The following is a 26337-nucleotide window of genomic DNA, read 5'->3' as shown; positions in this document are numbered from 1 at the left end:
ATTACCTCCGCACGATGGAGCGGAGCAGCCGCAGTGCGACCGACAGGGACGCGATGTCGTCCTTGTCCAGGCGATTCACTTCATTGAACATTTTCCGTGACCGGTCCAGGTGTTCGGCGTTTATCTCCTCCCACCGTTCGATACGGGCCTCGGAATTGCCCCGGTCGGTACCTTCCTCGCTGCCGGTGGTGTTCATAATGGCTATGGTCATCTCGGCCACAGTCGAATAGAGGTCCTCGCGCAGGGCTGCCCGTGCCAACGCTTCCCAACGATCCCGCCGAGGAAGATTGGTGATCCGGTCCAGCAACTTGTCGACGCCAAAGCGGTCGTACAGCGTGTAGTACACCTTGGCAATCTGCTCGATCGGTTCATCAATGTCTTTGGAAACCCGGGCAATGTCGAGCAGGGCGTAGCTTTCGAAGAGCTTGGCCCAGCGCCGTCCGAGGGATTCCGGCAGATCCCAGTCGGAGGCCCGCTGAAGCCATTCTTCGTTGCGAGCGAGATCGTCGCCCTTCAGGTACTCGAACAGGTCACGGCGCAGCGGGTCCATCAACGGCTTGTACATCTCGACAGCCTCGCCCACGCTGATTCCGACATGGACCTGGTTGATGTACCACCGCACCGCGCGGTCCAGCAGCCGCCGGACATCCAGGTGCACCGCGCACCAGTGTTCGGTCGGGAAGCCGGCCGGCAGCGAGTTCAGCTCGGCCAGCAGCTCGTCGAGGTCGTACACCTCGCGCATCACCACGAAGGCCCGTGCCACGGCGCTTTCGGAAACCGAAGTTTCCTCAATGGCACGGAAGGCAAATGTTATTCCGCCAATATTGACCATGTCATTGGCGAGCACGGTGGCAATGATCTCGCGCCGGAGCGGGTGTGTCTGCAGGTCATCGCCGAAGCGTTCAGCCAGTTGCTCCGGGAAGTAATCGGCCAAAGTCCGTTCGAACCACGGGTCGTCCACCAAATCGCTCTTGGTCAGCACGGTGGCGAGTTGAATCTTCGCATAAGCTGCCAGCACCGACAATTCCGGCGAGGTCAAGCCTTGCCCGCCTTCCACCCTCTCGTGCAGTTCAACGGTTGAGGGAAGGTTCTCTATATCCCGGTTCAGGTCGGCCTCGGTATCGAGCCAGTCCATCAACCGTTCGAAACTGGGGCTCGTCACCTCGATCCGCTGCTTGTCGTTGAGCAGTAGAATGTTCTGGTCGATATTGTCCCGCAGCACCAGCCGCTCGACTTCGCCGGTCATCGACTGCAGGAAGTCAGCTCTGTCGGCTTCTTTCAGTTTGCCGGCCGTGACCATGCGGTCGACAAAGATCTTGATGTTGACCTCATGGTCCGAACAATCCACTCCGGCGGAATTGTCGATGGCGTCGGTGTTGAGGATGATGTCCTGCCGGGCTGCTTCAATGCGGCCCTGCTGGGTCATGCCCAGGTTACCGCCTTCGCCAACCACCCTGACCCTCAGGTCGCCGCCGTTAACCCGGATTGAGTCGTTGGTCTTGTCCCCGACGTCGGCATTCGTTTCGACCGATGCCTTTACGTAAGTGCCGATGCCACCGTTGTACAACAGATCGGCCGGTGCCTTGAGGATTGCCCGGATCAGTTCGGGCGGGCTCATAGCGTCGACGCCGTCTTCTATTCCCAGAGCTTGCCGGACCTGGTCCGAAATCGGAATGGACTTCGTGAAGCGTTGATAGACGCCTCCTCCACTGCTGATCAGGTCCTTGTTGTAGTCGTCCCACGTGGAACGGGGAAGGTTGAACAACCGCTTCCGCTCCTCGAAGGACGAGGCGGCATCAGGATCGGGATCCAGGAAGAGATGGCGGTGGTCGAAGGCTGCGATCAGCCGGACATGGCGGGAGAGCAGCATTCCGTTGCCGAATACGTCACCGCTCATATCACCGATTCCGACGGCGGTGAAGTCCTCTGCCTGGGAATCGTGGTCCAGTTCGCTGAAGTGGCGCTTGACCGATTCCCATGCACCCTTGGCTGTGATACCCATCGCCTTGTGGTCGTACCCGACGGATCCGCCGGAGGCGAAGGCGTCGCCGAGCCAGAATTCATATTCCTTGGCCAGGGCATTCGCGGTATCCGAGAAGGACGCGGTTCCCTTGTCCGCTGCCACCACAAGATAGGTGTCCTCATCATCATGGCGGACTACCCGTTCAGGCGGCACGACCTTCTCGCCGTCATCTCTGATTTCCAGGTTGTCAACGATATCGAGCAGTCCCCTGATGAAGACCCGGTAGCTCTCCTTGCCTTCCTCCATCCAGGCATTGCGGTCGGCGCCTGGATCCGGCAATTGCTTCGCGAAGAAGCCGCCCTTGGCGCCCGTAGGGATGATGATTGCATTCTTGACCGTCTGCGCCTTGACCAGCCCAAGCACCTCAGTACGGAAGTCCTCTTGCCTGTCCGACCAGCGCAGTCCGCCGCGGGCTACGTCCCCGAACCTCAAGTGGACGCCCTCGACGCGTGGACTGTAGACCCAGATTTCGTACTTCGGCCGCGGATAGGCAAGCCCTTCGATGCCTTCGGGATTGAACTTGACGCTTAAATGCCGCTGGTCCCTGTAATAGTTGGTCCGCAGGCTCTGCTCGATCAAATTGATGAACGTCCGCAGCACGCGGTCGGCGTCAAGGCTGGCAACCTGCTCCATCTGCCCGGACAGATCCTCACGGACCTGAGAGGATGTTTCGTCCCGGGCCGCCTCATCAACCTCCGGATCGAAGCGCGCCGCGAACAAGCCCAGCAGGCCACGTGTGACCTGCGGGTTGGCGAGCAGGGTGTCGCTCATGAAGCGGTAAGAATTGTTGTTGCCCATCTGCCGCATGTACTTCGCGTAACTGCGCAGCAGCGCGATCTGCCGCCACGGAATCTGTTCCCGCAGGACCAGCCGGTCGAACCTGTCGGACTCGCTGTCGCCGGCCACGGCCGCCCGGAAGGCCTCTGACAACAGGTCCGCCGTCTCCATCGGACCCACGCCTTCGGGGTATTTCAGCCCAAAGTCATAGAGGAAGAAATCTTCTCCATCGCCGCGAATTACTTCGAAGGGACGTTCGTCTGTCACTTCGAGGTCCAGGTTATGGAAATAGGGCAGGATCTGGCTCAAGCTTTTAGGCTCAACCAGATAGAGCTTAAGACGGGCGTCTTCGGGCACTTCCTCCACGCCATCGGGAATATAGACGTCGAGGATTGGCAGCGGCTCCGGTCCGCCTTCCTGTTTCCGGCTTTCCTCTTCACGGGCCAACTCGTAGAAACGCGCGATGTCTCCCAACGCGTCTTCCACCTCGTAATCGACCCGGTAACCCGGGGGAAAGGCCTCGGCCCACAGAGACGAAAGCCGGCTGGCTTCCTCCACGTCATGCTCTTTGTTCAGCACCTGGCTGATACCTTCCGACCACGATCTGGCGGCCCTGACGAGGCGGTCTTCGAGCTCCGACTGGTCAACCTCCGGCACTTCTCCACCCTTGGGCAGCCGGATCCGGAAGAACAGCCGTGCCAATGAGGACTCACTCATCCGCGCCTCATAGTCAATGTGTTCAGCGTCGAACGTCGTCCTCAGCTCTTCCTCAATGCGCAACCGGACTTGAGTCGTATACCGGTCACGGGGCAGGTAGACCAGGGCAGACATAAAGCGGCCGTAGATATCCGGACGCAGGAAGAGGCGCGTGCGGCGCCGTTCCTGCAGCCGCATGATGCTGAGGGCAACTTCGGTCAGTTCTTCCTCGGTGATCTGGAACAGTTCATCGCGTGGGTATGTCTCCATGATGGAGAGCAGGTCCTTGCCCGAATGGGAGTCGGATGGAAAACCGCATTCGCGCAGCACTGCCCCTACTTTGTCCCTGACGATCGGGATCCGCCGTACAGAAGCGGTATACGCAGTGGTCGCGAAGAGACCGATGAAGCGGCGTTCCCCGTCAACATTGCCTTCGGCGTCGAACCTTTTTACCCCTATGTAGTCGAGATACGCAGCCCGGTGCACGGTGGACCGTGAATTGGCCTTGGTGATCACCAAGGCCCGCTTTTCCCGGGCTTTCTCGCGTCCGGCCCCGGTCAGATGCTGCACGGCCCGGTCGTGCTGCTTGTCCCGCAGCATACCCAGTCCGCTGTCCGCCTTGGTGACCAAGACATCTTCCCCGTCCTCGCTTTTTAGTTCGTATTCGCGAAAGCCAAGGAACGTAAAGTTGCCGTCGTCCAGCCAATAGAGCAGGTCTTTGGCCTGCTGAAGGTCGGGGACGCCGTCGGTGCCGGGGACATCGTCAAGCGCATCGGCGATTTCGCGGACCTTATTGCGCATATCCGGCCAGTCCTCCACGGAGGCGCGGACATCGGCGAGAACCCGGCGCAGACCGGCCTTGATTTCCTCGGCCTTTTCCTCGTCCACCCGGTCTATTTCAACTGACATCCAGGATTCGACGTGGGAGGCATTATCCCCTTCCGCCACCAAGTGCGAAATGCTGGGCAGCGCCGCTGTATCCCCGCTGGAAACCCCCATCGTGGAGGGGACATCGTTCACCTCAATGAGCTCACTGGTCCCGGTATTGCGTGTGGCGACGAAAGTCGGGTGGAGCACCATGTGGATGGCTGCGTTCTGACGGACGAGTTCAGCGGTCACCGAGTCCACGAGGAAAGGCATGTCATCGGTGGTGATGGCTACTACGCTGCACCCCGGCTCGTCCCTGATGGCGATGGCCGCCTCGCCCAGACGCCGCTGCTCGGCCAGCTCATAATGGAACCGGGCGCGTTCGGCCAGCTCGTCGGGCGTGAAATTGCGGGCATCCTCATCAGCCATGTGCGCGTAATAGCTGGATATAAAGGATTCCACGGACTTACCTGAAGTGAACTGGTCCAAGCTGGATCCAGACGACATCGACAACGCCTCCATAGCACGAAACTAAAGACCGCCTCATCGCGGCCTCCTCGATAACAGCCTAACGCCCCGTCGGGAAAACTTCATCGTGGATGCGTCGGCGGCCTCGGTGTTCCGCCTGCCTCGTTCCTTCCCGGTTCCGGCCACCTCGGCAACCCCGGCGCGAAACGGTGAGCCCGGCGCCGACTCCAGGAGTGATGAACCTGCCATCAGTGCGGCATCGGCCGCCCCGGCGTCCGATGGCAGATACGCCTCAATATCCACTCCAGGACCATAGCGTTCCCACGCTTCCCGCAACTGCCGGCGCGGGGATCGTCCGGTGGCTGATGCGCGCACCCGGTTGAAGAGAACCTTTGGCGCCGCGGATGGTACTGCCGTTTCAAGTTCGGCCAGCGCCCTGACCAGGCGCGGAACTCCAATGGCATCAGCCGCGCCTACGGCGAAGACCACATCGGCCAATTCAAGACTGCGCAGCGTAGCCCCGTTACGGCGCGGTGCCTGGGTGTCAAAACTCAGCTCTTCGTCGGCCTCGAGGCAGAATCCACAATCCACAATCGTGTATTCGGCCGAGCGTCGGCACAGTTCCAAGACTTCGGCCAGCGCAGCACTGCGGAGTTCGGGCCACCGGTCGGCCCTTGTGATCCCGGTCAAAACACTGAGCCGTCCACCACCGATAATCACCTGGCTGCCAACCCGGTCCAGTTCGGAAGAGGTCAACAGCCCCTGATCGGCGAGGCGGCATGCCTGGGCCAGACCCGCCGATTCGTCCAGCAGCCCCAGCGCCGTCGCAATACTCGCGCCGTACGTATCGGCGTCGACGAGCATGGTGCTCTTCCCCGCAGCGGCAAGCTCGGCGGCAAGGTTCAAGGCAACCGTCGTGCGGCCCGGGGCACCGCCAGGGCCCCATACTGCCATTATTTGGCCCTCCGGTCGGGCTGGTGCATCGGCCTCCTGAGCGCGAGTGCTCTCCGCGGTCAGGGATGCACCGGGATCGGCGTACCCGCTGGAAACGGTTCTTTGCCGGAAGGCTCCCGTCTGTGCCAAAGATTGCACAGCGGATGCGACTACCTCTGACAGTTCCTCGGCTGATACATCGACAGCGGCGCTGAAGGCCCCGATGGCCTCGAGCCGCAACCTCTCGGATTCGTCCGCCGACAACGCCACCACGGCAACATCAGCCACATTCATCCGTTCGACCAGTGAACTGTTGAGTCCGTCTGCCACGTCAGCAATGATGGCCGCACGAGCGATCCCCGTTTGGCAGGCCGCAACCACTTCGGCCAGTTCGGCGTATCGACGGACAACGGTGACGGGACCATGTAAGCGCTCAAGACTGCCCACGAATCCAGCCGAAGTTTCTCCAGCGGTGATCACAGGGATGGTCATGAACCGTCACCGCCGGGATTCCACACCACCGCCAGGTTGGCATCGTTGGATAAAGCTCCCAGCAGTTCCGGCATGTGCTCATCCTGCACCAGTACATGGAGCTGCGTCGTGGTCGCCGACCCCAACGCCGAAGACGAGTTCGAGATCTCCGAGATTTCGGCCCCGGGCAACAGTAATTCCGGGTCCGCGAAACTGCCGTCATCCTTGGCGGCCGACACCCACACATCGACCCGCGAGCCCACCCTGGCCTCATCCGGCAATGCTTCCTCGACCGTGATCCCCACCGGCTTCCGTTCCAGTTCATCTGCTTGGCCCAGGGCAGAGGCGGCAAGCAATTCTCCTTTGCTGACCAGTCGCTGCGCGTATGAATGCCTGGGCACACCGCCGGAAGCAATCAAGTACTTATCACGAACGTCGCCCAGCTGCACAGGGACTGCTATCAGGTCCCGGGGTTTCACTTGCTGACCAACAGATATGGTCTTTTTAGCCGCATACACCCTGACCGTCCGGTCAGCGCCCTCAACGATTGCGACGACCGCTGCGATGGAGGCGAGCACAAGAAGAAGTCCGATCATAAGCCGGGGATCCTTCCACGACGGTCGCTTCAATCGTCCGGCCGGCTCACTGCCGGCAGTAGTGATACCTGTACCCGCCAAGCGTCCCCCTAGGGCTGGGCTGCAACGGAAAAGGGCCCGGCATGATACCCACGTCGCGCGCAGCGATTGAAACTGTGTCCTGCCATTGTTAGCTCTGTCCCGGCAGGATGCAACACAGACGATCTCAAAAACCGTCAAATTGTGGATAACAGCATCATAAGTCTCCAAACAATGGCAGAATGGTGGGAGCAGGCTGCAGCCAACCGTTGCCGTCCAGGAAACCGCCGTCGCAGAGAGCAGGTGAAACGCATATGCCCAGGTTCCTGACACTGACTGATGTGGGCGAGATCCTGAACATATCCTCTGCCCAGACGTATGCGTTGGTGCGCAGTGGCGAATTGCCAGCCATCCAAATCGGCGGGCGCGGTTATCTTAAGTCCGAAGGCGTTTCGGAGGGGCTCTTATGTCTCTGACCTGGGGAAATGCTTGTATCGCCCGGTTTCGATTGGGTGAGTATCGTGAGGTTCGAGGGGCTGCCGCTAGCATGTTGATGATGGGAGAAGCGAGGCGCTGATGGCTGAGAAGAGGTTTTTGACTCTGGCTGATGTCGGTGAGGTTTTGAACATTTCGTCGTCCCAAACCTATGCTCTGGTTCGCTCTGGTGAGTTACCGGCCATTCAGGTCGGCGGCCGGGGCCAATGGCGTGTTGAGGCTCATAAACTTGAAGAGTATATCTCCGGTGCATACGAGCGCACAGCGGCCTCCATCAAAGAATCCGCAGCCCAGGCGAGCGACGATAACCGCTCTTAATGCGGTGATCCGAGAGGAATCACCGCAGCTTTACCTGAATTTTCCGTGATGAGCATCTTGTTGATTCGTTGTGCTGCTCTTAGCTGGTCCTGACTCTCTTCGAGCTTGTCGTGCAGGAGGTCGTTGTTCGTTTCAGCTTCCTCCAAGTTGAGACGGGCACATTTGAGGGATCGTTCAAGGTTCGCGATATGCGTTTTCAGTTCGGCGGGAGTCTCCAGTTCAAGCTGTGCACCGATCCGGGCTTTGAGTGCCTTCTTGAGCTGATCTCGTTCGGCGGTCACTTTAGTGAGTCTGGCATTGAGAAGCGCCACCTCATTGTGAAGACTTGCAGGACTGGGCCCGCTGTTCCTGGTCCGGCTATTTCCGGCCGTGTTGCCACGCGATTCGGCCATGGCACGACGAACGGCTGCCAGGAGGTCGGGGACGTTATAGATCAGCCAAGTGCTGACTCCCGCCGCACGGGCGACACCTGCAACTGTTACCGGCTGGCCGCTCCGTGTCTGCATTTCGACAGTTTTGAGTACCGCTGCGCGTCTCCTTTGGCTGTCGGCTCGTTTCGCCGCGATGAGCTTGGAAGTTCGTTGACCGGCGGGATCGGTCGCCCCGCTGCTTTTTTCTGTCATGATTATTTCGGCGTCAGCGGGAGCAGTTTCTGTGGAACCGCGGCGATCGGCTCAGCAGTGGGGGTGGTGGAGAGGGCATGCAGGAGTTCAGTTGCCCGGTCGATTTCACTTTGCTCGGTTGGTGAGAGTCTGATTTTGGTGTCGGCGAGCAGCCTTCTGATCTTCCGGTAGGAGGCGATTTCCGCTGTGAGGCTTTCCACCACCCAGGTGTCGGCGATGGGTCGGGCAAGTTCCAGGTCGGTTGTGAGTGCGACGATATGCGCATCAATCAGGGGCAGGTGGGATACGTTGGCGCGGAAGAATGTGCATCCGCCGCATTTGCTGCGGGCCGGGCAGGCCTGTCCTCCGGCTTTGACGTTGGATGGTTCGGTGCATAGGCCGAGTGGTGTGGCGACGGAACCGCGGACGTAGGCCGGATAGCTGTGTGGGTCCTGGGCGGCGCCGTGGCGGTCGATGGTGGTTTGATCAACAATGCGGATGGCGTCTGCCTTGCGCTGTCGGTTGATGCGGATGTATCCGGCAGAGGTTTCGAACTTTTTGTGGTTCATCAGTTCCTGGATGACATCGGGAGCGGTGTTGTTATCGGAAAGCCTCTGGGCATAGGTGTGCCGCCACGCGTAGAGGTTCAGCCGGGAACGGTCAAAGGTGCGGGCGACACCGCCGGAGTCCTGCGCGTATTCGGGGAGATTCCTGATGCGGTCGATCCACCGCCAGTAAACGGCATAATATCCGCTGATGGTGATGGGTCTGGTGGCTGCTGGGCCAAACCCGGAGAGCGATGGAAACATCAGCCCTGCCGCCTTTGGTTCTATATCGGAGACGGTTTCTAGCCGGTCGACCCATGCGGTGATGATGTCCGCGGTGGATTGATGGACCGGCAGTTCCAGGCCGATGTCTGCGGTTTTTGGTGCGTCGTAGCGGATGAATGGCCGGCTGTCGTCGTAGTGCTGCAGGGCGTCGCGTTTGAGTCCCAGGATTTCCGATGGTCGCCTGCCCAGGTCACGCAGCAGTTGGTAGATGGTCTGGTGCATGTGGTTGTAGAGCTCCGCGGGCCGCCGGTTGGTGTAGGGGTGGTCTTCGGCGACGGTGAGCAGGTCGAGGTTGGCGTCGAGCACCTTGATGACATCATCCGGGATGGACTTGTTGACGGTGTTCGTCTTACGTCCGTGCGGAAGTGTATCGGTGGCAAGGAATCTGAATGCCGGTGCCAGCGATTGAAGGGCTTTGAGCTCTCTGCCTTCGTGGAGAAATCGGCGGAATTGGTGGAAGTTCACATACTTGTACCGGTCGGCCTTGGGCACGTCATCGTCGGTTTCCAGTGTGGAGTAGGCGTTGAATACGGCTTTGGCATCTGCGCGGGTTAAGCGTTCGGGCGTCGCTCCGTGGGGACGTTGCAGCAGCGCGTCCGAGGCAATGCTGCACGAGCGGATGAGTTCGCGGATCTTGTCGGCCGGTAATTCGAAGACAGCAGCCGTCTCCTTGGCTGCCTCGCGCAGCCAAGGGATGCGGATGGGGCGGAAGTCCAGGATCCCTTTTGAACTGATGGTGTCACTGCCGGAACGGGTGCGGAGCATCAACACTGCAGCGTCCCAGATATCGTCAGATTTCATATCGTGGCCGGTGTATTGGTACCGCCAGCGGGCGGACCACATCCGGCCGTAATTGGTGAGTCCTTGCTGCAGGCGCTGGTCCGTTGCCCTTTCCTTCATAGCCCGGTGGAGCTTTTCCATTGTGAGGACTCTGTCCTCAAGGGCAATGGTGATGCAGCGGCGGATCACCCAGGGATCGAGCCGGTAACCGTCCTGATCGCGCTGCTGCAATGTCAGGAGGAACTCATGCCGCAGGATCGGAGGCAGATCCGACAGGGTGAATTCAGTGGTGGACCACTGACCGATGACGGGACGTCGAGTGGAGCTGAACTGCTCAAATGTGATGCCTTGTCGTTTGAGACGTTTCCACTGGAAGTGGTGACTCAGGCAAATTTTCTTCTCGAAACGCCATTCCTCTGTCCGGCAACCCGGAAGCGTGCATTGCTTTCCCTTGGGAAACGCTCCACGCGCAGAGTCCCGGTATTTTTCCAGCGGATAGTCTCCGCCAGCACTGGAGCGTCGTTTCTGCCAAGCGTGGTAGTGGTGGTAGCAAAGCCCGTGATGACTGACCGGTGCCTTGCAGGCCCGGCCGTCGGCTGTGATGGTGCACCGTTCGGCGATTTTCTGCAATCGCCGGGCATGATTGCTCCGTGCCCGCATACCGTCCGTTCCGCCGCTGGCGGCCGATTTGCACGATGGGCAGGGCGCGCCGCTGCCGCGGGCCAGCCCCTCGCAGTCAGGGGACGAACATGGATATGCGGCGGTCAGCGGATTAGCGGCATCCGCTGTGAAATGCCAAAGTCGGCTGTCCCACTCGGTCGGCCGCCAATTGCCTGTGATGCGTTGTTGAAGGAACTGAAGATAGTTCTCTGCGTCGGCGTCGGGTGATTCATTCAGTAGGATCTGCGGACGTTCAGCCACCATTGTCTTCGCTCCTGGGCTGTGTCACGGAATCGACGGCTGCTCTCATTTCCTCCGGGGAAGCGTGTAGATATACCTGTGTTGATTCAATGCTTTTGTGGCCCAGCAGTTCCTGGACGACATCGAGGGGATGTCCTGCCCTGACCCACCGGGTGGCGGCGGAGTGTCTCAGCTGGTGCGGGCGCAGCCGTACCGAGGTTTGCCGTTCCCATCGTTTGAACAGGGCATGGACGCTGGCGTAGCGCAGGGGTTCATTCATGGGGCTGTTGCGGGAGTAGAGGTTGAGGAAGAGGTAGTCGGCCGGAATGTCACCCAGCAGGTGGTAGCGCTCATCCTGATAGGCAGCGTACGCGTGTATGACGGCATCGGTGACTGGAACGCTGCGGCTGGCATGAGATTTTGCCAAGGCGCCGTTGCTATTGAGTCGGCGGTGGATATGCACGTGTGCTCCCCGCTCGAAGCAACCTGCGAAGGTCGATTCCGGGAGGAAATGGATGTCTTCCAAGCGAAGGCCCAACGCCTCCCCGATTCGCAGACCGCAGTGCAGCAGCAAGCGGACCAACAGCGCATCGCGTGCATTCGTGGCGCAATGCATGAGCTGTGCTTCTTCGTCGCTGCTGATTGGTTGGGGACGTGTCGTCGTTTCCCTTGCTTTGAGCATTCGGGTCAATCTGGGTGCCCCCTCCGGCGCATTTCTTCGGCTGACCGAATCGATGGCCTGCAGTCCCGGATGGTCGAAAAATCTCCGGTCGACATCGACGTCGCTGAAGCCTTCATGGGCGCAGAATCTCAAAAACGCGAGGACGGCAACGATATGAACGTTCACTGTCTTACCCGATCTGCCACGCTGTCCTTTTCCGGCGGTCTGAACATGCAACTTGTATCTGACCAGATCCATCAGAGTCAGATGCCGCCAGTCGACCTCTTCTGTAGCGGCCCAAGTCAGGAACTGCGCCAATTTCGTCTGATAGGACTTCTGAGTGTTGATCGACCGCCCAGCCTGACTGAGCCAAAGAGCGTAAACCCGGCATTCCTCCGTAACCAGGAAATCCACATCCACCACAACATAAACCGGTTCGCCGGAGAGCGGAGCCTCAACTGCCCTAAATACGGTCACACGGCTTGACCTTACCCGGCAAATGAACAGCATCAAATTAAGCCCAACGATTCCATCCACCTAGAACTATCAAGCTTTATCTAAATGAATCAGATGGCATCAAACAAAGGTCCGGCGAGAGCGAGGAAGAACAGTACGGCGTCGTCCCCCGGCATATCGTGCCCGAAAGGGGATCCTCCAGCGGCGCGGTCATGTTGTGTCACTTAATCGCAGCAAGGTTCTGGCAGAATGTGGTGATGTCGTTCACTCTCCGCGAGCCCACGCTGTCTGACGCGTCGGACATCGCTGCTCTACACGTGCGTACTTGGCGTGAGGCCTACTCTCACCTGCTTCCTGAGGACTTCTTCAGCGAGGAGCATATTCAGAGCCGTCATCGGATGTGGAACCACATCCTCAGCAACCCCAATGAGGAGTGGAGCATCCGCATCGCGGAGAACGACGAGGAGATTATTGGCTTCGCTCATGTCGGGCCCAGCTTCGGCCCGGAGGTCGAAACGTTGCCTCGTGATCGGCAAGTGTTCAGCATTTATGTAGCTTCCAAGCACTATGGCACTGGTGCGGGGCAAGCATTGCTTGATGCCACGTCTGGTAGAAGTCCTGCCATGCTGTGGGTGGCGAAGGACAACCCGCGGGCAGTGGCGTTCTATCTGCGCAATGGATTCCAATTCGACGGTACTGAGCAGACAGACCCCGGCGCTCCCAAGATTGTCGATGCTCGTATGGTGAGGTAGCGGAGTGCATCCCAAACCCACCTTCGAACGCTCAATGGGCAGTCGGTCGAGGCTGAACGGTGGGATTCCGTATGTTTCAAATATGGGTCGCTTCGACGCAGTGATGTGATGGGGGCTGTTTCGGAAACGCACTTGGTGCTTTGTCTCTTACGCTGGAACACATGCAGCTGCGTACAACGGCCCGGACGGATCTACGAACCTTCTTGAGTTGGTTACCCACAGAAACCGACATGTGGATGTGGTCTGGCCCTACTTTCACTTGGCCGCTGGATTGTGGCCAGCTGGAGAAGTACTTTGGCGACGATCGGCGACTGTACTGGACGGCCCTGAATCCCAATTCCGGTCTGGCTGCCGGTCACGCTTCGCTTCTCGTAGATGATGATGCCAAAACGATGCGGATTGGCTTCATTTTGCTGGATCCGGACCTGCGGGGGCGAGGGCTGGGGAAGGACCTGACTGAAACGGTGGTCCGCGCCGGTTTCGAAGCCACAACATTGCCCGTAATGAAGCTGGGAGTCTATGCCCACAACACCAGAGCCCGGGACTTGTACAAAAACCTTGGATTTGAAGAGACCGGGCTCGTGCTGGGAACCGAGATGGGCGGCGTAGTCTGGCAGGCCCTGGAGATGGAGCGCCACCGCGCCCTGTGACCAAGCTGCTTCCGTGGGCACTCACCTGCTCTGAGCGGTCCCCTGGCGGGGCCAGGGAGAATCTTCGCCATGTGAAATTGGTCATTTGAACACCCGAAGTCACAGGATACTGCTGCGCTTTTACAATGAAACCGTTCCGCTCGAAGAAGGGGCGCGGTAACACTAACGTCTGCCGAAAGCGTTCTATGGACGCCGCGAAGGTTGAGCTTCCTCATCGCAGGCCGCCGCCTGCGAGACTCATGAAACCCCCAGACGCAGACTAAGAGACTGGCTTCGTTTCTCACTCATGTTGAAGACAATCGAGAATCGGCAATGGCGTAGGTCGATACTCAGGAATCTCGCGGCTCGAATCGAACTAGAGATAACCGCGGCCAATGGCGGGTCGAGCAAAGCAAACTTGAAGAATACATAGCCGACGCCTATGAGAAAACGGCCGAGAGCCTCAAACAAAACCAGGAATAGTCCGGGTGGTCCGGCTGCCCCGTTTGCTTCGGCGGCCTTGCTGCTGGAGATGATCCGCTACTTCCGGGAAACCACTGCAACGATCGATGTCAACGGCAATGCCACAACCTCCACCACGTTGCCGGCACGTCGGTACTCCCCTTTTGGGATGAGTGCCATCTCAGCGAAGTCATTGCCGACGCGGTCGATGGTCCCGTATGCGCTCCCCGAGCTCTCCCCTGCGGGAAAGTAGACAGTTACAGCCGCCCGGTCCCGGCCGAGGGCGCGCAACGCTGAAGTGAGGCGCAGCTTACTTTCAACACCCGTTGCAGCACCCGCCGTAGCGCGGCCCATTCCATGAACCAGCACAACAGCGGGCAGCGGCACCAATAGCGAACGGCGCCCGGCATGCAGGACCAGCCATTCCGGCCCCACATAGGCCAGCTCTCCCTCGAACGTGTCACCAGTGGAAGTTCGCACCTTGAGCACGGCACCCATCTGCCCGCGCAGCCGCTCGGTGAGCGCCAAAGCGGATTGGTCCATCCGCGCGCGTTCCGCCACCTCGGATTCCAGAGTCAGCTGATCCGTGGCAGCGTACTGCGCTTCCAGATCCGCGAACAAAGCTGCCCACCTCATGACGGCAAGCCTAGAAACCCAACGGCTTCAGGTCAACGTATGGACAAATAAACCAATACAAGATAAAAGTGGATGCACTAAACGACATCAAACTGCTTCAAACAGTATTAGATAGGTGCAAAGATGGTTATGCTGGAAACCGGTAGCCGCAAGGCCGTGACGGATGCCGCCATCGCTGCACTCATTGCGGGACTGGCCGGAGCGCTGCTTGCCGCCGGAATCGCAATCCACGACGGCGGGAATAATCCCTTGTCGGCTGCCGTGACCGCTGAGTTCTCCAGCCTCATGGGCCTCGCATCTGCTCTTCTCGGAGCCGTCGTGCTGGGCTGGTGGTGCGCTGCGCTTCTCATGGCAGTGCTTGGCCGGATGCTCTGCGCCCTTGGCCATACTGCCCTGGGTGAACGCCTCGGGCGGTGCAGTCCCGGGTTCATGCGCCGGCTGGTGTTGCTGGTCTTCAGCCTGAATCTCGTTGCAACGCCGGTGATGGCGGGCACGCCGAACCAGCAAGTCGCAGCAGTCCAGGCGCCGATTGCTGTTGACACGGACGCCGGGAGCGTGCCGCATGGGACCGGCCCGCCACGGGGCCCCGTGTGGCAACCGACCGACCGTCATGAACCTCCGCCGGGCGCTCACCCGCCAGGCCCCCGATGGACGCCCGGGAAGACAGCCTCCGACGGCGATCTCATCACCCGCAGTCCGCGCCGGTCGGCCGAGGCAGAGTCAGGCGAACAGGGAATCACCGTTCAGCCAGGCGACACCCTGTGGTCACTGTGCGCCGGGCACCTTGGCCCATACGCCACTGATGTCGAAATCGCTCAAGCGTGGCCCCGCTGGTATGCGGCCAACCGGCAACTCATCGGCCCGGACCCGGACTTGCTGTTGCCGGGACAGGTCCTGCGAATCCCAACAACATCCGAAGCGTGAAAGAAGGACATGCAATGAAGGCAGAAACCGCGGCACAGCACGATCACACTGCCCGGAGGCTCACGACAGTGCCGGCCCCGGATCAGGCAGGCGAACCCGGTCAGCCGGAAGCGTCGGAGCCACCCGAGCTGACAGCGACACGTTCCGGGCACCTGTTTGACCGGCAAGGGTATGCGCCGGTTATCCGATTGACCCCTCGCACCGGACACAAGGATCGTGCCGAAGATTCCGCCGGCAACAGACCAACGGCCGACATCGTTGACATCGAAAGTGCGGAAGTGCGACGCCGCGTGCTGGGAATTTCACGATCGATTGCACAAGCCTCGCTGGAAGTGCTTGCCGGGACCCGTCCCGCCACACAGCTGTCTCGATGGCTGGATCCTGTCAGTTACGAAAAGCTGCAGTTCCGGGCGAAGATACTGCGTGGCCAGAGAGAACGGAGACGTGCTGCCACCGCATCCAGGATTGACCAGTTACACCGCAACCCCCGTGTGCGTTCGGTACGGTTGTGCCGGATCAGCAGAAACGCCTACGAAGCAGCACTCATCGTCATCGAACAGGACCGGGTGCGCGCCGTGGCACTCCGTTTGGAATACCGCAGAGAACTGTGGAAAGTCACCGCTTTGGAAATCGGCTAAAAAGGCAGCGAGCCCGGCTGCGGCAGCCGGCACGCCTACCGCACTCCGGCGATCACCGCTTCTTCCTGGCGTTGGCCCGTTTGGCTGCGCGATTGCTTCCGCCATTTGCGCCCGACTTGCCGTTGGCGCCGGACTTGCCATTGCCCCCGGTCCTCGCACCGGCCGCGGCGGGCGCCTTTTTCCGCTGCTCCACGCGGGTCTCGACTTCCCCGGACACGCTGGGCGCACTGTACTGCATACTGGCCGGCTTCTCGGGTGCTTCGAGCCCGTCCGCCGAAACCTCAGACTCATCACCGACGCCGTCGCCGTCAGTATCGCGCTGCTGCACCTGGACCTCGAGGTTGAACAGGAACCCGATGCTTTCCTCCCGGATGGCCTCCATCATGGACTGGAACATCGTGTACCCCTCGCGCTGATACTCCACCAGCGGGTCACGCTGTGCCATGGCGCGCAGCCCAATGCCTTCTTTAAGGTAGTCCATCTCGTAGAGGTGCTCCTGCCACTTCCGGCCAATCACGGAAAGCACCACGCGCCGTTCCAGCTCCCGCATGGTATCCGAGCCGAGCTCATCTTCGCGCCGCTGGTAGGCCAGCTTGGCGTCGGAGAGGATCTCCTCCAGCAGGAAGTCATGCGAAATCTGTGCTTTGCCGCCGGCCTCCTCCAGCACCTCGTCGATCGTCAGGCTGATCGGATACAGCTGCCGCAGATCGGTCCACAGCTGCTCAAAGTCCCAGTCGTCGCCGTTGCCCTCGGCGGTCGCCGTATCCACAATCGCGGTCAGCGTGTCCTCCAGGAAGTGCTGCACCTTCTCGTGGAGGTCGCTGCCCTCCAGGATCCGGCGGCGGTCACCATAGATAGCTTCGCGCTGGCGGTTCAAGACGTCGTCGTACTTCAGCACGTTCTTGCGCTGCTCAGCGTTCCGGCTTTCCACCTGGCCCTGGGCCGACGCAATGGCCCGCGAGACGATCTTGTTCTCCAGTGGCACGTCGTCGGGCATCCGACCGCTGGCCATCAGCCGCTCTGCGCTACCGGACCCGAACAGGCGCATCAGGTCGTCGGTCATGGACAGGTAGAAGCGGGACTTGCCCGGGTCGCCCTGACGGCCGGAACGGCCGCGCAGCTGGTTGTCAATCCGTCGTGACTCGTGGCGCTCGGTGCCGAGCACGTACAGCCCGCCCAGCTCAACGACCTCGTCATGTTCTGCGGCGACGCCCGACTGGGCCTGCCCAAGCACCTCGGGCCAGGTGGCTTCATACTCTTCAGGATGTTCGGCCGGGTCCAAGCCCTTCTTTTCCATGGAGGCCACGGCGTTGAATTCAGCGTTGCCGCCCAGCATGATGTCAGTGCCGCGACCGGCCATGTTGGTGGCCACCGTGACGGCGCTTTTGCGCCCGGCCTGAGCGATGATCGCGGCCTCTCGGGCGTGGTTCTTGGCGTTAAGCACCTCGTGCCGCACGCCTTGCTTGGCCAACTGCTTGGACAGGTATTCGCTCTTCTCCACCGAGGTGGTGCCCACCAGCACCGGCTGGCCCTTCTCATAGCACTCTGCGATGTCCTCGACCACCGCGGCGAACTTAGCCACTTCGTTCTTATACACCAGATCCGTCTGGTCATCACGGATCATCGGCTTATTCGTCGGAATCGGAACGACACCCAGCTTGTAGGTGTTCATGAACTCGGCCGCCTCCGTCTCCGCGGTACCGGTCATTCCGGATAGCTTCTCGTACAGCCGGAAGTAGTTCTGCAGCGTCACCGTGGCCAGGGTCTGGTTCTCGGCCTTGATCTCGACGTCCTCTTTGGCCTCGATGGCCTGGTGCATGCCCTCGTTGTAACGGCGCCCGGCCAGCACGCGGCCGGTGTGCTCGTCGACAATGAGGATCTCGCCATCGAGGACCACGTAGTCCTTGTCGCGCTTGAAGAGTTCCTTGGCTTTAATGGCGTTGTTCAGGAAACCGATCAACGGCGTGTTGGCCGATTCGTAGAGGTTATGGATCCCGAGATAGTCCTCCACCTTGTCGATGCCGGACTCGAGTACGCCGACGGTGCGCTTCTTCTCGTCGACCTCGTAATCGTCTTCTGCCTCAAGTCGCTGCACGACCTTGGAAAACTCGGTGTACCAACGATTCGCGTCCCCGGAAGCCGGACCGGAAATGATCAGCGGCGTACGGGCCTCGTCGATGAGAATGGAGTCGACCTCGTCGACGATGGCGAAATTGTGGCCGCGCTGGACCAGTTCGTCCGACGACCATGCCATGTTGTCGCGCAGGTAGTCGAACCCGAATTCGTTGTTGGTGCCGTAGGTGATGTCGGCGGCATACTGCTCACGGCGCACGGCAGGTTCCTGGTTGGCCAGGATGCAACCGGTGCGGAGCCCCAGGAACCGGAACACGCGGCCCATCAAGTCCGACTGGTACTCGGCCAGGTAGTCGTTGACGGTGATGACATGCACGCCCTTGCCGCTCAATGCATTCAAGTAGGCGGGCAGAGTGGCCACCAGGGTCTTGCCTTCACCTGTCTTCATCTCGGCGATATTGCCCAGGTGAAGTGCGGCGCCGCCCATCACCTGCACATCGAAGGGCCGCAGCCCCAAGGTCCGTGATGCGGCTTCGCGCACCGCCGCGAATGCCTCGGGCAACAGATCGTCGAGGGGTTCGCCCTCGTTGTGGCGCTGCTTGAGGTCCTCCGTCTCCCCGCGCAGTTCCTCGTCGCTCATGGCCCTGAACTCATCTTCCAGGGCGTTGGTCGCATCGGCGTACGTCCGGAGGCGTTTGAGGATCTTCTTGTCGCCGGTCCTCAGGACCTTCTCTAAAATCGATGCCACTGCGCTGCTCCCAATCTGCTGCTGCCGTTTTCTGGCGTCCCTAGTCTACGTGAGTTACGTGTGGGCGGCGTCCAAAGTTCCCTGTCGGCGAATGACATTGGGGCCGACGGCGGCCGCGAGTGACGCGGCGAGGTCGCCTCGCTGCTCAACCACGACGTCGTCCATTCCCAGCCAGGCCGCCATCGCCCGGAGCTCGTCGGCCAATTCGACGGCCGTGTCAGCAGGTGCATCCCGCTCTGCGAAACTGCCACGCACCAGCAGTTTCCCGCCGTTTCGGTCGGCCTTGAGGTCGACCCGGGCGACCAGCCGGTCACGCAGCAGGAAGGGCAGCACGTAGTATCCGTACCGGCGCTTCGGGGCCGGAGTATAAATTTCAATCCGATAGTGGAAGTTGAACAATTCCTGCAGCCGGCGCCGCTCGAAGACCAGCGAATCGAACGGACTCAACAGCGCGCGCCCGGTCGCCTTCCGCGGCAACTTCGCTTCCGCATGACGGAACACATGCCGGTCCCAGCCGGTCACGGTCACCGGTTCCAGGATTCGTTGGCGGACGAGCTCTTCGACCGCGGCGGTGGCCGGCCGCACGCCAACCCGGAAATAGTCCGCAAAACACCGGATGGTTCCGATGCCGTGCGCTGACGCGGCAGCTTCAATCAGCCGAAGCATGGCTTGGTCCGGGTCCGGCGCCGGCTTTTCGGTGCATTGTGCCGGCAGCACCTTGCCGGCAGGGCTGTAGAGCCGTTCAAACTGGGCTGTCCGTCCGGCGGCGCTGACCTCCCCGAGTTCGAACAGATGCTCCAAGACCCGCTTAGCCGCGTTCCAGTTCCATCCCCAGTTGGTTTTCGGACCGGCGTCGTCATGGCCCAATCGGGCCGAAACCTGGCGGGCCGTCAGCGGCCTGGAAGACTCCAGCACCGCCAGAATCCGGCGGGCGAGCTCCAGCCGTTCGGCAGTTTCCATGCCGTGAGCTCCCACCCAGGCGCGTTTTTGCCACAGTCTTAAATCTTCGAAGTGCTGCGGACGGATATAGCTTGCCTCATGGGCCCAGTACTCCACCATCCGCCGCGGGGCGCGGCCTGCCATTCGGTGCACTATGTCGACGTCATAGTCGCCCAATCGGGAAAACAGCGGAAGATAATGGGACCGGACCAGTACGTTGACCGAGTCAATCTGGATCAGTTGCAGCCGGTCAAAGGTGCGGCCCACCTGCCTTGCGGTCACAAGGGAGGTGGGCCGCGCACTGGCCAGACCCTGTGCGGATAAAGCGATCCGTCGTGCCTGATCCAGTGTCAGTGCCGCGTTCATGCGGCGTGTTTACGGAATCTATACATTGACCGCCGCCCGGTCGTCGGAGCGGTAGGCCAGGATTTCCTCCTGTGGATGCGTTTCGTCTCCGTCGCATTGCTCGTCCAGGCTGATGACACCGTATGTCCACCCGCGCCGGCGATAGACGACAGAGGGGCTGTTGGTCTCCTTATCAATAAAGATGTAGAAATCGTGTCCCACCAATTCCATGTTGTCGACGGCATCGTCAAGGGTGAGCGGAACGGGAGGGAAGACCTTCCGCCGGATCAGCACCGGTGAGTCGCCGGCAGGCAGATCATTCTCAATCTCGTACCCTGTGCGCTCCTCAGTAACCTCCTGGGATTCGTGATTATTGTTCGATTCCATGTGCAGCGGGATTGACCCGCTGGCTGGTTCAAGCGATGCGGTGGCTTCGTGGACAGCGGTTGGACGATGCCTGCCCCGATGGACCTTTTTCCGGTCGCGGGCACGACGCAGACGTTCCAGCAACTTGTTGAACGCGAGGTCGAAGGCTCCATACTTGTCTGAAGCTGCTGCCTCGGCGCGGATCACGGGTCCACGGCCCAGAACGGTAAGTTCGACAGTTGTCTGGAGATCGTCGTGGCGGGAATTGGTAGCCTTGGTGACCTTGGCATCCAATCGCTGAACCTTGTCTCCAAGCTGCTCAACTTTGTCGATCTTTTCTTCGGCGTACTCACGGAAGCGCTCCGGCACTGTCAGATTCCGGCCGCTGATGTTGAACTCCATGGTGCCCTCCATATCACTACGGTGACGACAGTGGCACTGTCGGTAGTATCTGCACCAAATCAGATACCCATTACTTACGTTAGTTGACGAATCTCACTTATTCATCCATCCATCCCCAAATTGTTAATCAATTTCGCCGCATCCCTGCTGTGACCTCCGGACGGGCTGTGACTGTGCTTCATTTTCAGTCACATGTGCTTCATCTTCGACCCGTGGCGTGGCTGTCATCCCCGGCCGCCGGCAGGCTTGGCCTCGTCGGTCTGCGGCGGACTGGTGGCGGCCAGCACCACGGCTCCGAGGACCTTGAAGCCGCTGCTGTCCAGCACCCGGTGTGCTTCGGCAATGGTGGCTCCGGTGGTCAACACGTCATCGACGATGAGACATTGCCGCACGTCCCTGCCGCCACGGGGTCGCCGGTGGCGCAAACCCATGGTGCCGCGCACGTTGGTCCGGCGGGCGGAGGCCCCGAGCCCCTTCTGGCCCGCTTTGCCCGTCAGCAGGTGCCCTGTTGCCTGCCGGGTCAGCTGCCGCCGCGATGGATCCAGTGCACCGACGGGTCTGAAGAGGATCCGGACCCACAGCGGCCGCACCCGCAACGCCGCAGCGGGATTGCAGCCTGGCGGCAGCATCTTCCGTCGGTGCAGTTGGCGCAGCAACGCCTGTACGGGCTCGTACCCGCGTCTGCGCCGCGCCGCTGCCGTGCTGGGCATCGGGACCAGCTGCACCGGAGCGCCGTCAGCGAGACCATCCACCGCATGATGGACGGCGCCGGCCAGGGCAGCGGCCAAGGTCCGTCCCAGGTCGGTGTGCCCACGGTTCTTGTAGGCAAGCAGGGACAGCGACAGTTCCCGGCGGTAAACACCTGCCGCAACGACCGGCAATACCCTTCCGGCGCTGTCCTCCGGGAGGGACCCGGCCGCATATTCTGCGCGGTACGGTCGCACAGTGGATCGGCGGAGCCGCTGCCGGCACCGCCGGCACAACGACGCGTCAGGCAGCTGGCAACAGACGCATTCGGTGGGGAACAACAGCGCCCAGAACTGGCTGAACGCGGGCACAGCGACATCGAGTAACCAGGGCACGGGTCCGTTGTTTCCAAGCCTCATCCACCTATCGTCGGCGGCGGACGAAGCACGCGGCCACCATTGAGGGCTCGGATGTGGATAAAGCTATCCCGGGAAGGAGGGGTCCACCACGTTTTTGGTCTTGCGCGACCAGCTGTTGCCCACCTGCAGATAGATATAGTCTTCAGTCTGTCCGTAGATCTGCTGCCGTCCGTTGCCTGCGGAAATGTGGGTCATCCCCTCAAGCCCGGTGATCCGGCTCGATTCAGAGTCCAGTGAAAGAATCTCCGCCTGGACGTCCTCGGTCTTCGATGCCTTGATCACCGCCACACTGGTCTCGTCCACCCAGACTCCCCGGTCAACCGGCACTGAGGGATCGAGGTGCATTGGCTGAGTCAAACCGGTGGGAACCCCGTCTTCGTTACGCAGCACACCGGCAATCATCGCGTCGGAGCCCTCCTCCGAATCGGTGATCACCAACGCCCGGGCACCGTCGCGGGATATTTTCAGGTCCGTCACCGTCCCCTTGAGCCACTCGGCGGACACCGACACCACCGCCGGCGGGTTGCTGCCGGCCGCGACGGCGAAGATACTGCCCGATCGCGCCGCTTCAGCCGTCCACAGCCAGTTGTACGGGCCGAAGGACGGCTCGGTGAGGTTGCTGCCGGCCAGGACTTGTGTCACGTCCTTGTCCGCACCGGTGAGGAACAACTTGTTTCGCTTTCCGTTGAGGAATGCGATCCAGTCCTGTTGGTAGGACAGCGCCGGGTCCCGGGGATCCAGCCGGGAGATCTCCGGCAATTTGTTCGGCCGGGAGACATCGAGGTTCTGGTAGTAGGCCAGCTCCTCATCACGCAGCATCACTTGGACCGCCGGCACGTCCGGGTCCTGGACCGGCGTCACCGGCTCGGTGTTTTCCGGCAGCGCAACTTCACGCTGTTCGATGGTCATGTTGACCGAGCTGATGTTGTTCAGTTGCAGCAGTGTCATCTCCAGCTGGGCCTGCATCCGCTGCCGTTGCAACCCAGATGTCCCGTCAATAGCACCTGGAGCAAGGTCGACCAGGGCTTCACCGGATTCGACGGCGACGGCGGGACTGGCCAAGGTGGTGCCGTCGTTGAAGGCGCTCACTACGGCGCCTTTCAAATAGGGTGCAGGGCCCAGCAGCATGGCACGGACCAACGACGCCGGCACTGAGGCGTCGCGGGCGAACCAGCGGACGTCGGGAATCGCATATTTATAGTCGGGGCTGTAGAAGTACAGCTTGTGCGAGTCGAATACCCGGGAGAAGCTGTCCGACGACAGCATGATTCCGTCTGGTGCCTCGGAAATCCGCCACTGGCCCTCGGGGAGCTGGGTGAGGGAGAACTTGATGGTGTCCTCGCCGGTTTCCGAGGCCGGACGGGAGATGCCTTCCCCATTGATGACGCGTGTCAGGTCGAAGGTCACCGAGAAGGTATTGTCCTGAGGCGCGCGGACGATGTTCGGCACGCCTTGGTAGACCCACGCGCGTGCGTCCGGACGCCATGAATCAGCCAGATCCGGTGCCAGGAATTTACGCGCCGTCTGATAATTGTCATCCGTGCCGGTACCGGCGTTGATGAAGCCTTCGACTATTTCTTTCGGGCTGTCATCAGGCTTTGGCCCATCCGGGTTGTAGCCCACCGGATTCCCGTTCTCATCGCTGAGGGGCTCTTCGGCCTGCTGCACCGGTCCGCTGGTGGGAATCGCCGAACACCCGGCCAGCAGCAGAACCGCGCACAATGCCGCCACCAGCGCCCGCCGGGACGACCGGCGTCCCTCCCGCGCAACCGAGCGCGGATCAGGTCTTGACTTCGTCACTGTTCTTCCTCGCTGCTGGTCCGGTCGAATCCGGAGAACTGGTTGGCTGCCTTGTATCCGCCTGGTTCGAAAAATCTGCCGGCGGCAATGGAATTGGTGGCTCTCCCGCGTCGGCGTCCCGGCTCCTGGGCAAGGTCAGCCGGAAGCAGGATCCCTGATCTTCCCGTCCCGAAGCGTCCAGCCAGCCGCCATGCAACCGGGCGTCTTCGGTGGCGATGGACAGTCCCAGGCCGCTGCCGCCGGACGTGCGCGCCCGTGCCGGGTCGGCGCGCCAGAACCGGTCAAACACTCTCGAAGCGTCGAGCTCGCTCATCCCAATGCCGTGATCCCGCACCGCCACCGCCACCGTCGTATCGGTGGCCTCGACCAGGAACTCGATCGGGTTGCCGTCGCCGTGTTCGAGCGCATTGACCAGCAGGTTCCGCAGGATCCGGTCGATGCGGCGGGCATCCATGTCCACCACGCACCGTTGAAGCGAGGAAACGACGCTGACCTGCGAACCGCTCTGATCCGCCAGCGGCTGGGCGCCCTCAATCACGCTGCGGACCACGGTAAAGATATCGGTGGGCTCAGATTCCAGCACTGCTGCGCCGGCGTCGAACCGTGAAATCTCCAGCAAATCGGCCAGCAGCGCCTGGAAGCGTTCCACCTGCACGTACAGCAATTCGGCCGATCGCTCATTGACCGGGTCGAACTCGTTCCGGGCCTCGTAGAGGACCTCAGTGGCCATCCGCACGGTGGTCAGCGGGGTCCTCAGCTCATGGGAGACGTCGGAAACGAAGCGTTGCTGCATTTGGGACAGCTCAGCCAACTGGGTGATCTGATGCTGCAGGCTGTCGGCCATGTGGTTGAAGGAGGCGCCAAGGCGTGCGACTTCGTCCTCCCCGTGGACTTCCATGCGTTCCTGCAATTCGCCTGCAGCGAGTTTTTCCGACACATCCGCGGCATGGCCGACCGGCCCCACGACGGCGCGGGTGACAAACCAGGCGATGGTGCCCACCAGCAGCAGCAACACCGCGCCGGCAACCCACAGTGACCGGTGGATGTAGTCCAGGGTCTGTTGCGCGGATGCAATGTTGTACACCAGATACAGCTCGTACTCGTTACCCGGGGGCAGCACCACCCGCGTGCCCACGGCGATTGCCGGAACATCCCGATTCTCGACCACTATCGTGACCGGACGGTAATGAATAGCATCCGCTTCGCCGGTGGCAATTGCCTCGCGCAGTTCATCGGGAATCGCGTTTGATGTCAGCCCGCCGACGTTGGTCTCCCCCAGCCAGAGGTTTTCCTGGTCTTCCCCAAAGACCGGCACCAGCAGGACTTTCCGGTCGTTCTCGTCAAAGGAACCCTGCAACTGGGACAGCGCGTCCAGCACCACCTCCGTGGTGGTCGCCTGGTCGCTGCCGATGGCGCCGTCGAAAATACTCTCCACGGTGGAGAACCCGCGCCGGGACTCGTCAAGCGCTGTGGCCAGCCGCTCCTGATACAGGCCTTGGGCAATCTGCCCGGACAGGAAAGCGCCAACGCCCACAAACGCCATAGCAGTGAGCATCACCGTCGCTGCGACGGTGCGGAACTGCAGCGACCGTCGCCACTGCCGCGTGGTGTGTCCCCGAAATCCATGCAGACGTTCCGGAAGAGACCCCCCGGCGGCGCGAAGCCGCCTCAGCCACAGCGGCCCGGCAGAAACAGTGGTTTTGCTTTCGCTCATGCACCAGACCTCTCAAGGACATTCTACCGGCACCTTGGCCGCCGAACCCGCCCGGTGCCACCGATTCAGCCTTGGCCGGCCTTGTACCCGACGCCGCGGACAGTCAACACGACTTCAGGAGCCTCCGGATCCCGTTCAATTTTCGACCGGAGCCGCTGGACGTGGACGTTAACCAGTCGCGTGTCGGCAGCATGCCGGTAGCCCCACACCTGTTCGAGCAGCAATTCGCGGCTGAACACCTGCCACGGCTTGCGGGCCAACGCCACCAGCAGATCGAATTCCAAGGGCGTCAGCGAAATCCGTTCGTCGCCGCGGTAAACGATGTGGCCGGCCACGTCGATGACGACGTCGGCGATCCGCAACGTTTCCGGTGCCTTTTGGTCCCCGGGGCGCAGTCGTGCACGGACACGCGCCACCAGTTCGGCCGGCTTAAACGGCTTGGGAACATAGTCGTCCGCTCCGGCTTCCAAGCCACGGACGACGTCGGATGTGTCAGTTTTGGCGGTCAGCATCACGATCGGCAGGTCCGAGTCTGCACGAATTTGCCGGCATACTTCGATTCCATCGGCCCCGGGCAGCATCAAATCCAGCAGCACAAGATCCGGCCTGGAGCTGGCAAATACGTTGAGGGCCTCATTGCCGTCAGCACAGAAGACAGGCTCAAACCCGTCGTTTCGCAGCACGATGCCGATCATCTCCGACAAGGCCTCGTCATCGTCTACGACCAGAATGCGTCCTTTCATAAGACTCATGTTGTCATTAGTGAACAGGGATTGTCGCGCCGGGACACGGTTACGGGTAATAAGGCGCTGGTACCGACCGGCGTCATTCTGCTCGAAAAGGCGATCATCCACCGTCGCGACGCTGCTTCTATGAAGTGTCGGTGAGAAACTATAAGGTGATATCGAAAGG

General features: G+C 61.0%; 20 protein-coding genes. 6 read left to right on the top strand and 14 right to left on the bottom strand.

Annotated elements, in window-relative coordinates; genetic code table 11:
• Position 1: 1 nt before the first annotated feature.
• Genes H535_RS0106695 through H535_RS0106685 form a run of 3 tightly spaced genes read right to left on the bottom strand, consistent with a single transcriptional unit; the run spans position 2 to position 6831 of the window.
• Positions 2 to 4870, bottom strand: coding sequence for an NAD-glutamate dehydrogenase (locus H535_RS0106695; RefSeq protein ID WP_026818943.1), 4869 nt, complete (start codon positions 4868 to 4870; stop codon positions 2 to 4).
• A 36-nt stretch (positions 4871 to 4906) separates the two neighbouring features.
• The gene (locus tag H535_RS0106690; protein ID WP_026818942.1) at positions 4907 to 6256 is read right to left on the bottom strand and encodes a CpaE/TadZ family protein; all 1350 of its coding nucleotides are present in this window, start codon (positions 6254 to 6256) and stop codon (positions 4907 to 4909) included.
• Positions 6253 to 6831 carry a hypothetical protein gene (locus tag H535_RS0106685; RefSeq protein ID WP_245580198.1) on the bottom strand — a complete coding sequence of 193 codons (579 nt, stop codon included), beginning with the start codon at positions 6829 to 6831 and terminating at the stop codon, positions 6253 to 6255. The genes H535_RS0106690 and H535_RS0106685 overlap by 4 nt, the downstream gene beginning before the upstream one ends.
• 260 nt (positions 6832 to 7091) lie before the next feature.
• On the opposite strand from H535_RS0106685, the gene H535_RS30350 reads away from it, so the two are divergent.
• Complete coding sequence (locus H535_RS30350) at positions 7092 to 7325, top strand: helix-turn-helix transcriptional regulator (protein WP_425387262.1); 234 nt, start codon at positions 7092 to 7094, stop codon at positions 7323 to 7325.
• A gap of 100 nt (positions 7326 to 7425) precedes the next feature.
• Positions 7426 to 7662: a helix-turn-helix domain-containing protein gene (locus H535_RS0106675; protein ID WP_026818940.1), complete on the top strand. Its 237-nt coding sequence runs from the start codon at positions 7426 to 7428 to the stop codon at positions 7660 to 7662.
• Here H535_RS0106675 and H535_RS0106670 read toward each other — a convergent pair.
• From H535_RS0106670 to H535_RS23890, 3 genes are all read right to left on the bottom strand, one after another.
• On the bottom strand, positions 7659 to 8285 hold the full coding sequence (locus tag H535_RS0106670; protein ID WP_155838586.1) for a DUF6262 family protein: 627 nt from the start codon (positions 8283 to 8285) through the stop codon (positions 7659 to 7661). The two genes, H535_RS0106675 and H535_RS0106670, sit on opposite strands and share 4 nt — an antisense overlap.
• Positions 8286 to 8287: 2 nt before the next feature.
• Positions 8288 to 10534: a site-specific integrase gene (locus tag H535_RS0106665; RefSeq protein WP_162144854.1), complete on the bottom strand. Its 2247-nt coding sequence runs from the start codon at positions 10532 to 10534 to the stop codon at positions 8288 to 8290.
• A gap of 253 nt (positions 10535 to 10787) precedes the next feature.
• Entirely contained in the window at positions 10788 to 11972 is a 1185-nt protein-coding gene (locus H535_RS23890; RefSeq protein WP_155838584.1) for a tyrosine-type recombinase/integrase, read from the bottom strand.
• Positions 11973 to 12148: 176 nt separating this feature from the next.
• Between H535_RS23890 and H535_RS0106655 the strand changes: the two genes are divergently transcribed.
• Together H535_RS0106655 and H535_RS0106650 are read left to right on the top strand one after the other, a co-directional pair.
• Positions 12149 to 12643, top strand: a complete 495-nt coding sequence (locus H535_RS0106655; protein ID WP_026818937.1) for a GNAT family N-acetyltransferase — start codon at positions 12149 to 12151, stop codon at positions 12641 to 12643.
• 161 nt (positions 12644 to 12804) lie between these two features.
• Positions 12805 to 13293: a GNAT family N-acetyltransferase gene (locus H535_RS0106650; RefSeq protein ID WP_081416493.1), complete on the top strand. Its 489-nt coding sequence runs from the start codon at positions 12805 to 12807 to the stop codon at positions 13291 to 13293.
• A 519-nt stretch (positions 13294 to 13812) separates the two neighbouring features.
• Here the strand turns inward: H535_RS0106650 and H535_RS0106645 are convergent.
• Positions 13813 to 14370 (bottom strand): hypothetical protein, encoded by a 558-nt coding sequence (locus tag H535_RS0106645; protein WP_026818935.1) that lies wholly within the window; start codon positions 14368 to 14370, stop codon positions 13813 to 13815.
• Positions 14371 to 14493: 123 nt separating this feature from the next.
• Between H535_RS0106645 and H535_RS0106640 the strand changes: the two genes are divergently transcribed.
• A complete protein-coding gene (locus tag H535_RS0106640) occupies positions 14494 to 15294 on the top strand; it encodes a LysM peptidoglycan-binding domain-containing protein (RefSeq protein WP_026818934.1) in 801 nt (266 codons plus the stop codon).
• 14 nt (positions 15295 to 15308) lie between these two features.
• A complete protein-coding gene (locus tag H535_RS28915) occupies positions 15309 to 15932 on the top strand; it encodes an Rv3235 family protein (RefSeq protein ID WP_155838582.1) in 624 nt (207 codons plus the stop codon).
• A 52-nt stretch (positions 15933 to 15984) separates the two neighbouring features.
• Here H535_RS28915 and secA read toward each other — a convergent pair whose 3' ends face one another.
• The 7 genes from secA to mtrA form a co-directional block, all read right to left on the bottom strand.
• Positions 15985 to 18753 (bottom strand): preprotein translocase subunit SecA, encoded by a 2769-nt coding sequence (gene secA, locus H535_RS0106630; RefSeq protein ID WP_026818932.1) that lies wholly within the window; start codon positions 18751 to 18753, stop codon positions 15985 to 15987.
• Between the two features lie 54 nt (positions 18754 to 18807).
• The gene (locus tag H535_RS0106625; RefSeq protein WP_026818931.1) at positions 18808 to 20058 is read right to left on the bottom strand and encodes a winged helix-turn-helix domain-containing protein; all 1251 of its coding nucleotides are present in this window, start codon (positions 20056 to 20058) and stop codon (positions 18808 to 18810) included.
• Between the two features lie 18 nt (positions 20059 to 20076).
• Positions 20077 to 20805, bottom strand: coding sequence for a ribosome hibernation-promoting factor, HPF/YfiA family (gene hpf, locus H535_RS0106620; protein ID WP_026818930.1), 729 nt, complete (start codon positions 20803 to 20805; stop codon positions 20077 to 20079).
• A gap of 224 nt (positions 20806 to 21029) precedes the next feature.
• On the bottom strand, positions 21030 to 21911 hold the full coding sequence (locus H535_RS23885) for a ComF family protein (RefSeq protein WP_155838580.1): 882 nt from the start codon (positions 21909 to 21911) through the stop codon (positions 21030 to 21032).
• A 63-nt stretch (positions 21912 to 21974) separates the two neighbouring features.
• Positions 21975 to 23711, bottom strand: coding sequence for an LpqB family beta-propeller domain-containing protein (locus tag H535_RS0106610; RefSeq protein WP_026818929.1), 1737 nt, complete (start codon positions 23709 to 23711; stop codon positions 21975 to 21977).
• Positions 23692 to 25425, bottom strand: a complete 1734-nt coding sequence (mtrB, locus tag H535_RS23880) for an MtrAB system histidine kinase MtrB (protein WP_051298657.1) — start codon at positions 25423 to 25425, stop codon at positions 23692 to 23694. Before mtrB ends, H535_RS0106610 begins: the two co-directional genes overlap by 20 nt.
• 65 nt (positions 25426 to 25490) lie before the next feature.
• On the bottom strand, positions 25491 to 26168 hold the full coding sequence (gene mtrA, locus H535_RS0106600) for an MtrAB system response regulator MtrA (protein WP_026818928.1): 678 nt from the start codon (positions 26166 to 26168) through the stop codon (positions 25491 to 25493).
• Between the last annotated feature and the right edge of the window lie 169 nt (positions 26169 to 26337).

The sequence above is a fragment of the Arthrobacter castelli DSM 16402 genome (genome assembly GCF_000430705.1).
Lineage (GTDB): Bacteria > Actinomycetota > Actinomycetes > Actinomycetales > Micrococcaceae > Arthrobacter_C > Arthrobacter_C castelli.
Note: the sequence above shows the minus strand (reverse complement) of the source record. Positions and strands in the feature narration are given on the sequence as shown.